Origin of the sequence: Lichenicola cladoniae (assembly GCF_013201075.1) — a bacterium.
Classification (GTDB): domain Bacteria; phylum Pseudomonadota; class Alphaproteobacteria; order Acetobacterales; family Acetobacteraceae; genus Lichenicola; species Lichenicola cladoniae.
This window is the reverse complement of the sequence record NZ_CP053708.1, coordinates 3,169,795-3,182,084: the sequence shown is the minus strand read 5'-3', so window position 1 is coordinate 3,182,084 and position 12,290 is coordinate 3,169,795. Positions and strand designations below refer to the sequence as shown.

The following is a 12,290-nucleotide window of genomic DNA, read 5'->3' as shown; positions in this document are numbered from 1 at the left end:
CGCCCTAATTGACAGGCATATCTGGAGACGCCGATGTCAGACATGTCCCGTGCCGACGATACCGCGACCACTGGGGCTGCCTGGGGTGCCGTGTTGTCGCTCTCGGTCGGCGTCTTTGCGCTGGTTACCGCTGAGTTCCTGCCTGCCAGCCTCCTGACCCCGATGGCAACCGACCTCCACATTTCCTATGGCGCCGCCGGACAGGCGGTGACCGCAACCGCCCTGGTGGCCGCGGTCGCGGCGCCGGCGGTGGTGATCGGCACCGCGAAGATCGACCGTCGCATGGTGGTGTGGGGCCTGTCGCTGCTGCTGGTGCTGTCCGACCTGCTGGCCGCGGCTGCCTCGAACATATGGGTGCTGCTGCTGGCCCGGGTTCTGCTGGGCGTCGCGCTGGGCGGCACCTGGTCGCTCGCGGCGGCGCTGGCACTTCGCCTGGTTCCGGCCAGGATGGTCGCAAGGGCCATGTCGATCATCTTCACCGGAGTGACCGCCGCGTCGGTCTGCGCTCCGGCACTGGGTGCCTACCTCGGCGACCTGTGGGGTTGGCGCGCCACGTTCCTGGCGGCTTCCAGTATCGGGATCGTCGCCCTGGCCATCCAGCTGACGACCATGCCGCGGCTGCCATCGACCGACGGTCCGACCCTGCGCACCTTCTTCCTGCTGCTGCGCCGGCCCCGCATCCGGACCGGGCTCATCACCGTGATGTTCGTGATCTCCGGCCATTTCGCCGGCTTCACCTATGTGCGGCCCTTCCTCGAGCAGGTGTCGCGGCTCGATGTACGGACGCTATCCATGGTGCTGCTCGCGTTCGGGATCGGCGGCTTCTTCGGGAACTTCGCCGGCGGCATGATGTCCGGTCGCAGCCCCAGGGTATCCGTCGCGGTCGGCGCGGTGCTGCTCGCCGCGACCGCGTTCGCATTGCTGGGCGACGGCACTTCGACGCCTATCGCGTTCGTCGCACTGGCAGTCTGGGGCTTCGCCTTCGGGGTGCTTCCGGTCAGCATCCAGACCTGGACCACTCAGGCGGCACTGGACCATGCGGAGAGTGCCGGTGCCCTGCTGGTGACGACGTTCCAGATCGCCATTGCCACCGGTGCCATTCTTGGCGGCGTGCTGGTGGACCGGCTCGGCGCACCGGGCGCGATCGGGTATTGCGGCGTGGCATTGCTCGTCGGTGCCGCCACGATGCTGGGCCTCGGGCGCGGCAGCATGTATGCGCGCGACCAGGCCGGCGACGATGGCGTGCCAGTGACGTCGTGAACACCAAACACGGTCCCCGGTGCGGGACCGGCAGCAATGTCGCCGCAGCCATGACTCCCGGGCCGCAAATGATCGTACTGTCGCCACCAGTGGGGCAGCGGCTCCGATAGACGGAGCTGTGTGCCGATGCCTCGACCCGATGACGTGCCCGGCGATGCCGACCTGCTCGATGGCTTCGTCGCGGCTGCGCTCGAAGCCGGCGGTGCCATCCTCGAGATCTATCGCCGGCCCTCGTTCGAGACGAACTCCAAGGATGACGGCTCGCCGGTGACGGAAGCCGATACGCGCGCCGAGGCGATCATCCACCGCGCGCTCGCCCTGCTGGCGCCCGGCCTGGCGGTGGTGGCCGAGGAAGCCGCTTCTGCCGGACTGGTCCCGGAAACCGCGCACGACTTCATCCTGGTCGATCCCTTGGACGGCACCAGGGAGTTCGTGAGCCGGAATGGGGATTTCACGGTCAATATCGGCCTGATCCGGAACGGCGTCGCGGTGCTGGGCGTGGTCTATGCCCCGGCGCTGGGCCTGGTGTACTCGGGCCAGATCGGGACCGGCGCACGCCGCGCCCAGGTCGCCGGTGGCCTGCCAGCCGGCTGGACACCGATCGAGGCCGGAACTCCCGGGACGGGCGGATTGCGGGTCGTTGGCAGCCGCTCGCACATGAGCGACGAGACGCGGCGTTACCTCGAGGCGTTCGAGGTCGCGGACTTGGTCCCGGTCGGATCCTCGCTCAAGTTCTGCAAGGTGGCGGAAGGCGGTGCGGACCTTTATCCACGGATGGGACGGACGATGGAGTGGGATACCGCGGCCGGCGATGCCGTGCTGCGAGCCGCCGGCGGTCAGGTGCTGACACTCGACGGCGCCCGGCTGGGCTATGGCAAGCGGCGCCAGCCGGGCGATGCCGATTTCGCCAACCCATGGTTCGTGGCGACCGGCGCGTTCGATATGTCGACCGTGCGCCGGACAGGCGGCTAGACAAACTTTCCTGCGGTTCAGATCGTGACAGCAGTCCGGAGATATCAGTTGAGCGAACCCGAGCAGACCGTCCGGCCCAGGCAGGCGGGCACCAGTCTCACCCACCTGCAACGCCTGGAGGCGGAAAGCATCCACATCCTGCAGGAGGTGGTGTCCGAGGTGGAGCGTCCGGTGATGCTCTACTCGGTCGGCAAGGACAGTGCGGTGATGCTGCACCTGGCACGCAAGGCGTTCTATCCGAGCCCGCCGCCGTTCCCGTTGCTGCATGTCGACACCACCTGGAAGTTCCAGGCGATGTACAAGCTGCGCGACACCATGGCGCGCGAGAGCGGCATGGAATTGCTGGTGCACCATAACCCGGAGGCGCAGGCGCGCGGCATCAACCCGTTCGATCACGGCTCGCTGCATACCGACCTGTGGAAGACCGAGGGCCTGAAGCAGGCACTCGACAAGTATGGCTTCGACGCGGCCTTCGGCGGCGCACGACGCGACGAGGAAAAGAGCCGCGCCAAGGAGCGGATATTCTCGTTCCGGTCGGCCAATCACCGCTGGGACCCGAAGACGCAGCGGCCGGAGCTCTGGCGCCTCTACAACGCGCGCAAGGCCAAGGGCGAGAGCATCCGGGTGTTCCCGATCTCGAACTGGACCGAGCTCGACATCTGGCAATACATCCAGATCGAGAACATCCCGATCGTGCCCTTGTATTTCGCCGCACCCCGGCCGACCGTCGAGCGCGACGGGCTGATCCTGATGGTCGATGACGACCGCTTCCGCCTGGACCCGGGCGAGGTTCCGGTCGAGCGGTCGATCCGGTTCCGCACCCTCGGCGACTATCCGCTGACCGGGGCGATCGAGAGCGAGGCGGCAACACTTGCCGAGGTGATCCAGGAAATGCTGCTGACCACCACCAGCGAACGCCAGGGACGGGCGATCGATCGCGATGTAATGGCCTCGATGGAAAAGAAGAAGCAGGACGGGTACTTCTGATGGCCGACGAACCGGTGCTGCCCAACTACGCGACGGACGCCCTGATTGCCGCCGATATCGACGCATACCTGGACCTACACAGGCACAAGTCGCTGCTGCGCTTCATCACCTGCGGCTCGGTCGATGACGGCAAGTCGACGCTGATCGGGCGGCTGCTCTACGACAGCAAGATGATCTTCGACGACCAGCTTGCGGCGCTGGAAGCGGACTCGAAACGGATCGGCACCCAGGGCCAGAACATCGATTTCGCGCTGCTGGTGGACGGTCTCGCGGCCGAGCGGGAACAGGGCATCACCATCGACGTCGCCTATCGGTTCTTCTCGACCGAGAAACGCAAGTTCATCGTCGCCGATACGCCGGGGCACGAACAATATACGCGCAACATGGTGACCGGCGCCTCGACGGCCGACCTCGCGGTGATCCTGATCGACGCGCGCAAGGGCATCCTCACCCAGACCAGGCGGCACAGCTACCTGGCGCACCTGCTCGGCATCCGCAACCTGGTGCTGGCGGTCAACAAGATGGACCTGATCGGCTACGATCAGGCGCGCTACGACAGCATCGTTACCGAGTATAGAACGTTCGCGACGTCGATCGGCATCGGGCACTTCGTCGCCATGCCGATCTCCGGCCTCGCCGGCGACAACATCGCCACGCGTTCGGCCAACATGGACTGGTACACCGGCCCGGCGCTGATCGAGCATCTCGAGACCGTCGAGCTGGACGTGACCGCGGACCAGGACAAGGCGTTCCGCATGCCGGTGCAGATGGTCAAGCGGCCGAACCTCGATTTCCGCGGCTTCTCCGGCCTGATCGCATCGGGGGTCATCCATCCCGGCGACAGCGTGCGGGTGCTGCCGTCCGGACGCACCACCAGCATAGCCCGTATCGTCACCTTCGACGGCGATCTCGACCAGGCGGTCGCCGGACAGTCGGTGACGCTGACGCTGGCTGACGAGATCGATTGCTCGCGCGGCGACGTGATCAGCATCGCCGACGCGCCGCCGGAAGTCGCCGACCAGTTCGAGGCGACGATCATCTGGATGTCCGACGAGCCGATGCTGCCGGGCCGGTCCTATCTGCTGAAGCTGGCAAGCCAGACGGCATCCGCGCAGATCCAGACGCCGAAATACCAGGTCAACGTCAACACCATGGAGCATCTGGCGGCACGCACGCTGGAACTGAACGCGATCGGCGTCGCGAACCTGTCGACCGACAAGCCGCTGGTGTTTGCGCCATATGAGCAGAGCCGCGAACTCGGCGGGTTCATCCTGATCGACAAGATCAGCAACGCGACGGTGGCGGCCGGCCTGCTGCATTTCTCGCTCAGGCGGGCCCAGAACGTCCATTGGCAGGCGATCGAGATCAACCGCGAGGCGCACGCTGCGCAGAAGAACCAGCAACCGAAAGTGCTGTGGTTCACGGGGCTTTCGGGCGCGGGCAAGTCGACCATCGCCAACCTGGTCGAGAAGAAGCTGCACGCGCAGGGCCGGCACACCTTCCTGCTCGATGGCGACAACATCCGTCACGGCCTCAACAAGGATCTCGGCTTCACCGATGCCGACCGGGTGGAGAATATCCGCCGCATCGGCGAGGTGGCGCGGCTGATGACCGATGCCGGGCTGATCGTGCTGACCGCGTTCATCTCGCCGTTCCAGCAGGAGCGGGCGCTGGTCCGGTCGATGATGCCGGACGGCGAGTTCGTCGAGATCCATATCGACACTGCACTCGCCGAGGCGGAACGCCGCGACGTGAAGGGGCTTTACGGCAAGGCGCGTCGGGGCGAGCTGAAGAACTTCACCGGCATCGACAGCCCGTACGAAGCGCCGGAACATCCGGAGATCCGCATCGACACGTCGATCACCAGCCCGGAGCAGGCGGCTGAGCTGATCGTTGCGAGGCTGTACGGGTAGGGGCTGCCGCCGACCCCGTGGGATCGTGTAACGCCCTGCCAGCGATGGCGAGGAGAGGCGACGCCGATTTAGCCAAGCCGATATGGGATCTGCTCTTCGGCTGAGTATGTCCGGGAGCGGAAAGTCCGCTCGTGGCATAATAAGCGAAGAAGCAGACATCCGGTGGTAGGTCCCACTCCCTACCGCCGAGCTTCGGAAGGCGCTTCAGTGATCGCCTTCCACCCTATCGTCAGATGGGATAACCGCGACTGCATCCACCTCCACCATGACATCTGGACGAAACAGCGTCGCAACGCCAATCAGTACGCTTGCTGGCGGCTTGTCTACCTTGATCCAGCGGTCACGGACTTCGCGGATGATTGGCAGGACGGCCGGATTAAGATTGCACACATAGAACGTCAAGCGGGCGACGGAATCAAATCCAACTCCCGCGGCTTTCAGAGTTGCGTCGAGATTTTGAAACACCTGCTCAAGCTGCGGCCCGATATCTGGTGAAGAGATGCTCCCTCTCTCATCGAACGGAACATGGCCTGACAAAAACAGCAGGCGCCCAGACTCGACGAGCACTGCCTGAGAGATACCCGGGATGGAAGGGCCCGGCGGATTGATGAGACGGAGCATGTATTGGCCTCCAAGGATGTTCTGCATGTCGCTACAGCGGAGGGCTGGATTTAAACCTACCGCTAAGCCTTGAGAGTTATCCGCCTCTACATCCCATATGATTAGACCCACTCAATTGGTTGGGTTAATGAATGTGATTCATGTATCAGGCAGATTGATATGGCGAGGGAGATTCGTGTGCGTCGGGAAGACATGGCCGATCTCACCCTTTTTCTGGCCGTGTGCGAGCACGGGAGTTTCACCGGAACCGCGCGGAAGATCGGGCTCTCGCAATCGGCCGTCAGCCACGCAATCCGACGTCTCGAAACCAGACTCGGCCTGCGCCTGCTCGCGCGCACGACACGGAGCGTGTCGCCGACTGAAGTCGGCCAGCAACTCATCGAGATTCTACAACCGGCACTTGAGAATATTGACAAGAGACTTGCAGAGCTTCGGCAGAGGAGCGAGCGCCCCGTAGGCACGATCCGTATCACGGCGACCGATCACGCTGCAGAGACGTTGCTCTGGCCGGCGCTCGACGAACTTGCTGCCTCCTTTCCGGATATTGCGGTGGAGCTGAGCGTCGAAGGCGGTCTCGTGGATATTGTCGAGGGCCGCTTCGATGCGGGTGTCCGCCTGGGTGAGGAGGTCTCAAGGGACATGGTGGCCATCAGAATTGGCCCTGACATGCGCATGGCGGCCGTCGCAACTCCGGATTATCTCGCTCGCCGTGGGACACCCCAGTCTCCAAGGGATCTCGCCCAACACGCCTGCATCAATATGCGATTTGAAAGTGGGGACATATACGCATGGGAGTTCGAAAAAGAAGGGCGCGAGATCAGAAGTAAGGTCGGTGGTCAGTGGATGATTAACAGCTCGCCGCTCATTACACGCACAGTGCTCGCAGGTCGTGGCATAAGCTTTCAATTAGAAGACGCCGTTCGGCCGATGATCACGGATGGCCGATTGGTGCGTCTGTTAGAGGACTGGTGTCCTCCATTCTCTGGTTATCACCTCTACTATCCATCGAGGCGGCACGTATCCCCTGCCTTTCGTCTGCTTATCGAGATCTTGAGATTCCGGGAGTAGCGATCGATCGGGTTTAAGCTCGTGATCTGTAGCTAACCTCCGCGCTGCTATAGAACTTCCTTAATGAACTTGAACATCGATTCCGAAGGCCGAACCTTCGATTTCATCATTGTGAGGGAGGTCTCGTTTTGTCTTATGCGAGCATTAGGCATTTCGCTTAAAGCTCTCATCACGTTACGGGTATGATAGCGACCACTTCTGGAGGGATCGGGCGCCGTTCGCTGTTAAGCGGGTTCGCCCATAGCAATGTCCGCTCTCTGGCTATCTCAGGATGCCAGAAAGCGTCTGCTGCTGGCGCGCAACTGCCACCGTCAAACGGCAAAAGGTGGCCGAAAGCAGACCATCTGCTTTGAGATAGCCTCATGGTAATAGCGGACATCCAGTTTCCCAGATATGAAGCGGCCGAATGGAAGGGGATCGCCTCAGACTTGAGATCTTCCCACACGATCTAGAAGCGAGCCGGGCCTTCTACTGCGACGTCCTGAGCTTCGGTGTTGTCGATGCTCGATCCGCAGCAGGACACCTATTTCTCGCCAAAAGGCGAGTTCTAATCACTCTGACGGATCGTTCCCACCTAGACGAAAATCACCTCGCTTGCGAGGCGCCGAAAGGAGAAGGTTACGGGGTAGGGGTTGAGTTCGTGATTCCCGTGCATGACCTGAACGGGCTGCAGAAGACCCTTCGGGCTTTAGCTTATCCTATCCAGACGGAGCTAACCCAGCGTCCGTGGGCCCAGAAGGATTCAAGGCTTCTGGACCCGGATGGCCTCTATTTTCGCTCAACCGAAAATGCTGCATAGCTTCAGAGAGAACTGGCCGGAACCGGACTGTCGGGTATGGAGCACGGCGGCACAAGGCTGACACTTCCACTCACCGCTAGCCTCTGTCTGCCACCTTGAACAGGAGGCCGAACAACAGGTTTCAATTGCATCCGGCCGATAGTCTGCTCAACCAACGGGCTCGATGGCGGAAAAGTGCTTCACCTGTGCGCAAGTGTCGCAAAGAGGATCCGCTTGAAATCGTCATTCGAGGCTTCAGTGCATAAGTTGACGTTGGCAGGCAGGGTTGGAACCATCGAATATCGGTTTTCCCCATAAAGGATATCACCGCGCGTGAGTTCTCCTTCTAGCTCGACCCGCGCATGGATTGCTTTGAACTTGATCCCAATCCCAGGGTCTATGACCATGGCCGTGGCGAGTGGGTCGGCGTTCACCGATCCGGGCGCGTTACGGGCTGACATTTCAAACGTGAGTCGCAGCTCGTTGCTCTGCATGAAAAAGCGGCTGCGTGGCGTGTCAAACGACGCGACATGATCGAAGTCGGCCCGAGTGAGAAGAGAGTCGTACTGCCGCCCCAGCCCCATAGTCACTGGCGCTCCAGACCTCAGGACGATGTCGGCCGCCTCTGGATCAACCATGGAGTTGAAGCTCGGTACGGCGTTGCCGGCACTACCCACGAACTGGATGCCCTTGATCATCGACGCGATCGCGGGGTCGCGCAGAAGTGCCATGGCGACATTCGTCAGTCCGCCAAGTGCCAGGATCACCACCTCGCCGGGATATCGCCTTACGATACGACGGATGGCGTCAACCGCGTGCTCGGGATCGGGCTGCTGACGCACCGTTGGTACCGCCGCTTTACCCAGCCCGTCCGTCCCATGTATGAAGGTGGACGTCGAATAAGGCCGATCGAGGATCGGATGGGTCATCCCAGGATGTACGGCGACCTTCCCGGCATATCCTGCAAGTTCAACGACGTAGAGTGCGTTTCTGACCTCTTTATCGTAGCGGATGTTGCCAGGTGCGATCGTAATCGCCTCGACCTGCAGATTGGGTGCATCCAGTGCCATCAAAATAGCGATTGCATCGTCGTTTCCAGGATCGGTATCGATGATCACGCGATGGTTGTTCAACAGCCGGGGCAGCGGGGTGTCCGACACACCCGGCTCTGCAGCATGCAGTGTGCGGGGTGTCATCGCCATCGTTCCACTTGCGATCAGACCACCCAGCAGCAGTCGGCGATTGATGCTCATTGTGCGGGTTCCAGTTCTTCCATTGCCACGACGGCCAACGTGAGTGCCGTGCGCGGGCTGCCTTGCACGACGCGCGCCAAGCGGAGCGTCGCGCGGAGCCTTTGAGTTGTTGCTGCTTGTAGGAGCCTGAGCGGTGTACCAGCACATGCAGCCCCGGACTGTCGCGTTATTCCAGCCCTGCCTGGGTGATGATAAAACCAGGTAAGCCTTTTCGCCGATCAGTCGACACCGGGGTTGATCCGCTTTAAAGCTCTACACCATTTGACGTCCGCTTTCGGGTGATCCGTGGCTGCGTGTGAACGTCGGGAGTTGGCGCAAAGCAGCCGATAGCCATCGGGCAGGTTATGTCTGGCCCCGCAACCGGGTCCTGTGACCGAAGGTGGCGGCTCCCGAAGTAGACGATGGCTCCTGCCGCCACCTCACGTGCGTGCTGCCGGTCGATCATGCGAAAGGTACCGGCCATGAATGACCTGTCCGCACTGGAACTGGTCTTCGTGACCGGCAGCCGCCGTGGCATCGGCGCGGCTGTTTGTCGCAACCTCGCGGACGACGGTGATGCCGATGCGGTCGTCGCCGGGAGCCCGGTGGCCGTGCGTGTGTTGTGCGAACACAGCTGACGTCCCGAACGAGGACGATGTCCGTGGATTGTTCGAGCAACGCCCACGGAACGCGGGGCCCCGGCCGGGCTGGTCAAGAATGCCGACTTCAGAGGGGCGTCCCGGCGGGTTGATGTACTGATCCTCGACGTGCTGACCTACCGTTGCGGCGCTGATCTTGGCGGCGTTCGCCATAGCCGTGCCGATCAGGCACCATGACACTACAGCCCCGGTGTGTGGCGGTCGGCCACGGAAATCGCATTTCCAGGGTTCACGGCGGCCGGCGTTTTGCCGAGATGCTGTAGCGGCATGCCGGTTCGTGCGTCGGAGCGGGAAAACCGGAAAGGCTTGTCGTGACCTTATCAATTCGTACCTTGGGCCGGTGCATGCCCATCGTCGGCATCCTCGTCGCGTTGGCAAAGATTTCCACGGCCGGCGCCACCCCGGCCCCGGCCCCGTCATCCAACTTCGCCGACGTCGATCCGATGATCGGGACCGGGCCGGACGGTCACACCTTCCCCGGTGCCACGGTGCCGTTCGGCATGGTCCAGCTCAGCCCGGACACCTGGATCGGCGACTTCCACCACTCCTACAGCCATGCCGCCGGCTACCGCTACGAGGACCCGACGATCCAGGGATTCTCCCACACCCATTTTTCCGGCGCCGGACATTCCGACCTTGGCGACGTGCTGGTGATGCCGCTGGAAGGCGCCGTGCAGCTCGATCCCGGCGACCCGGACAAGCCCGGCTCCGGCTACCGCTCGCGCTTCAGCCACGATACCGAGCATGCCGAGCCGGGCTACTATGCCGTCACCCTCTCCGACTCCGGGATACGGGCCGAGCTGACCGCGACGGCGCGTGTCGGCGTGCATCGCTACCGCTTTCCGGAAGGCAAGCCCGCGCACCTGCTGATCGACCTGCGGCAGAGCATCTACAACTATCCCGGCAAGGTGCTGTGGTCGCGGCTGACGCTCCATCCCGACGGCACCATCACCGGAGCCCGCGAAACCCGCGGCTGGGCGCCCGCCCGGCAGCTGTATTTCGCCATGCGCTTTTCCCACACGCCTACTGGCCATTCCTTCATCGACCGCGAGCCCGAGCCGGTGCCGTATCACGGCTTCAAGGGCCCCGGCGACGATCCCACCGACACCGATGCCATCTCCGGGCGCGGCCTGGTCGGCGTGGTCGATTTCGGCACGCTCGCCGCCCCGCTGGTGGTGGAGGTGGCGTTGTCCTCGGTCAGCGAAGCCGGCGCACTCGCGAACCTGCATGCGGAGGTGCCCGGCTTCGACTTCGACCACGTGCGCGCCGCTGCCCGCGCCGCGTGGGAACAGGCGCTGTCGTCGGTGCAGTTCACGGCACCCACACCAATGCGGCGCACGCTGGCGACCTCGCTCTATCACGCGCTGCTGGCGCCGAGCCTGTCGATGGACACGGACGGGCGCTACCGCGGCCCGGACAATGCGGTGCATCAGGCGCGTGGCTTCGATTTCGTATCCAGCTTCTCGCTGTGGGACACCTATCGCGCCGAGCAGCCGCTGATGACGCTGATCCAGCCCTACCGCCGCACGGTGGACGTGGTGGACTCGCTGCTGGCCTCGCGGGACGAAAGCCCGTTCGGGATCCTGCCGATCTGGCAGATCCAGGGCCAGGAAACCTGGTGCATGATCGGCTACCACGCGGTGCCGGAAATCGCCGACGCGGTGCTGAAAAACATTCCCGGCATCGATCGGGACCGTGCGCTGGCCGCGATGGTCGCCAGCGCCACGTACGCGCCCTATGGCCACCTCGGCGACTACATGGGGCTCGGCTACGTTCCGGTGGACCACGACGACGAGGCGGTGTCCAAGACGATGGAATACGCCTTCGACGACTGGACCATCGCCCGCACCGCCCGCGCCATGGGCCGCGCCGCAATCGCCGATACCTTCGACAAACGCGCCCGTAACTGGCGCAACGTGTTCGACCCCGCCATCGGTTTCGTGCGGCCGAAACTCGCGGACGGCCGGTTCCGCGACGGCTTCGATCCCACACGCGCCGGCGCCGGAAGCGGCTTCACCGAGGGCGATTCGTGGCAGTATTCCTGGTATCAGCCCCAGGATGTGGGAGGCTTGATCGGGTTGCTGGGCGACGACGATCGCCTGGTCGCCAAGCTCGACGGGATGTTCGACGCCCCGATCGTGCCGCACCAGTACGACGCGGTGGAGGACATGGCCGGGCTGATCGGCCAGTACGTGCACGGCAACGAGCCGAGCCACCATCTCGCCTATCTCTACGCCTATGCCGGCCAGGCATGGCGCGGCCAGGCACGGCTGAAACAGATCGTCGAGAGCCAGTATCGCCCGGCGCCAGACGGGCTGGTCGGCAACGACGACCTTGGCCAGATGTCGGCCTGGATGATCTTCACCGCGCTCGGCTTCTATCCGGTGGCGCCCGGCTCGAACGAGTATGTCATCGGACGCCCGTTCGTGGACCGCGCGGTCCTGCGCCTGCCGAACGGCAAGCGGTTCACCGTGATCGCCGAGGGCCTGTCCGACGCGCATCCCTATGTCGGCCAGGTGACGCTAGACGGCGTGAAGCTGTCGCGCAGCTTCCTGCGCCACGACGAGATCATGCGGGGCGGCACGCTGCGCTTCGTCATGCAGGCGACGCCGAATAAGTCTTGGGCGACAGGCAGGCAGGACCGCCCGTTCTCGACCACGCCCTATGGCGAGTAACGTCGGCGCGACGCGCGCGACTGCTTGAACCAGCCGATGAACGACCCACCAGCGGGCTGGTAGCGTGATAAGCCCGAGCAAAACGCAGACCGGTATCGTGTCGTCCATTACGGGATAATGGAGAG

Annotated in this window: 10 protein-coding genes; 8 read left to right on the top strand and 2 right to left on the bottom strand. The window is 63.4% G+C overall.

The genetic code is table 11. The annotated features are described in order from the left end of the window. Positions 1 to 33 precede the first annotated feature (33 nt). The 4 genes from HN018_RS14450 (at position 34) to cysN (ending at position 5,132) form a co-directional block, all read left to right on the top strand. A complete protein-coding gene (locus HN018_RS14450) occupies positions 34 to 1,260 on the top strand; it encodes an MFS transporter (RefSeq protein ID WP_171833390.1) in 1,227 nt (408 codons plus the stop codon). Positions 1,261 to 1,386: 126 nt separating this feature from the next. Next, positions 1,387 to 2,232, top strand: coding sequence for a 3'(2'),5'-bisphosphate nucleotidase CysQ (cysQ, locus tag HN018_RS14445; RefSeq protein ID WP_171833391.1), 846 nt, complete (start codon positions 1,387 to 1,389; stop codon positions 2,230 to 2,232). Positions 2,233 to 2,280: 48 nt separating this feature from the next. Continuing rightward, complete coding sequence (cysD, locus tag HN018_RS14440) at positions 2,281 to 3,219, top strand: sulfate adenylyltransferase subunit CysD (protein ID WP_171833392.1); 939 nt, start codon at positions 2,281 to 2,283, stop codon at positions 3,217 to 3,219. After that, positions 3,219 to 5,132 (top strand): sulfate adenylyltransferase subunit CysN, encoded by a 1,914-nt coding sequence (cysN, locus tag HN018_RS14435; RefSeq protein WP_171833393.1) that lies wholly within the window; start codon positions 3,219 to 3,221, stop codon positions 5,130 to 5,132. The genes cysD and cysN overlap by 1 nt, the downstream gene beginning before the upstream one ends. A gap of 204 nt (positions 5,133 to 5,336) precedes the next feature. Here cysN and HN018_RS14430 read toward each other — a convergent pair whose 3' ends face one another. After that, positions 5,337 to 5,753, bottom strand: coding sequence for a RidA family protein (locus HN018_RS14430; RefSeq protein ID WP_171833394.1), 417 nt, complete (start codon positions 5,751 to 5,753; stop codon positions 5,337 to 5,339). A 192-nt stretch (positions 5,754 to 5,945) separates the two neighbouring features. Between HN018_RS14430 and HN018_RS14425 the strand changes: the two genes are divergently transcribed. Beyond that, positions 5,946 to 6,821 carry a LysR family transcriptional regulator gene (locus HN018_RS14425; protein WP_239478681.1) on the top strand — a complete coding sequence of 292 codons (876 nt, stop codon included), beginning with the start codon at positions 5,946 to 5,948 and terminating at the stop codon, positions 6,819 to 6,821. A 406-nt stretch (positions 6,822 to 7,227) separates the two neighbouring features. Beyond that, positions 7,228 to 7,620 carry a VOC family protein gene (locus HN018_RS29405; protein ID WP_171833395.1) on the top strand — a complete coding sequence of 131 codons (393 nt, stop codon included), beginning with the start codon at positions 7,228 to 7,230 and terminating at the stop codon, positions 7,618 to 7,620. A 179-nt stretch (positions 7,621 to 7,799) separates the two neighbouring features. Here HN018_RS29405 and HN018_RS14415 read toward each other — a convergent pair whose 3' ends face one another. Beyond that, positions 7,800 to 8,852, bottom strand: a complete 1,053-nt coding sequence (locus HN018_RS14415) for a nucleoside hydrolase (RefSeq protein WP_171833396.1) — start codon at positions 8,850 to 8,852, stop codon at positions 7,800 to 7,802. 461 nt (positions 8,853 to 9,313) lie between these two features. On the opposite strand from HN018_RS14415, the gene HN018_RS14410 reads away from it, so the two are divergent. Together HN018_RS14410 and HN018_RS14405 are read left to right on the top strand one after the other, a co-directional pair. Further along, positions 9,314 to 9,469: a hypothetical protein gene (locus tag HN018_RS14410; RefSeq protein ID WP_171833397.1), complete on the top strand. Its 156-nt coding sequence runs from the start codon at positions 9,314 to 9,316 to the stop codon at positions 9,467 to 9,469. 365 nt (positions 9,470 to 9,834) lie between these two features. Further along, positions 9,835 to 12,165 carry a GH92 family glycosyl hydrolase gene (locus HN018_RS14405; RefSeq protein ID WP_171833398.1) on the top strand — a complete coding sequence of 777 codons (2,331 nt, stop codon included), beginning with the start codon at positions 9,835 to 9,837 and terminating at the stop codon, positions 12,163 to 12,165. The last annotated feature ends 125 nt before the right edge of the window (positions 12,166 to 12,290 follow it).

Coding starts and splice junctions, on each gene's coding strand:
- HN018_RS29405 (WP_171833395.1), top strand. CDS start 7,228: ATGGAAGGGGATCGCCTCAGACTTGAGATCTTCCCACACGATCTAGAA.
- HN018_RS14415 (WP_171833396.1), bottom strand. CDS start 8,852: ATGAGCATCAATCGCCGACTGCTGCTGGGTGGTCTGATCGCAAGTGGA.
- HN018_RS14430 (WP_171833394.1), bottom strand. CDS start 5,753: ATGCTCCGTCTCATCAATCCGCCGGGCCCTTCCATCCCGGGTATCTCT.
- cysQ (WP_171833391.1), top strand. CDS start 1,387: ATGCCTCGACCCGATGACGTGCCCGGCGATGCCGACCTGCTCGATGGC.
- HN018_RS14410 (WP_171833397.1), top strand. CDS start 9,314: ATGAATGACCTGTCCGCACTGGAACTGGTCTTCGTGACCGGCAGCCGC.
- HN018_RS14405 (WP_171833398.1), top strand. CDS start 9,835: ATGCCCATCGTCGGCATCCTCGTCGCGTTGGCAAAGATTTCCACGGCC.
- HN018_RS14425 (WP_239478681.1), top strand. CDS start 5,946: ATGGCCGATCTCACCCTTTTTCTGGCCGTGTGCGAGCACGGGAGTTTC.
- cysN (WP_171833393.1), top strand. CDS start 3,219: ATGGCCGACGAACCGGTGCTGCCCAACTACGCGACGGACGCCCTGATT.
- HN018_RS14450 (WP_171833390.1), top strand. CDS start 34: ATGTCAGACATGTCCCGTGCCGACGATACCGCGACCACTGGGGCTGCC.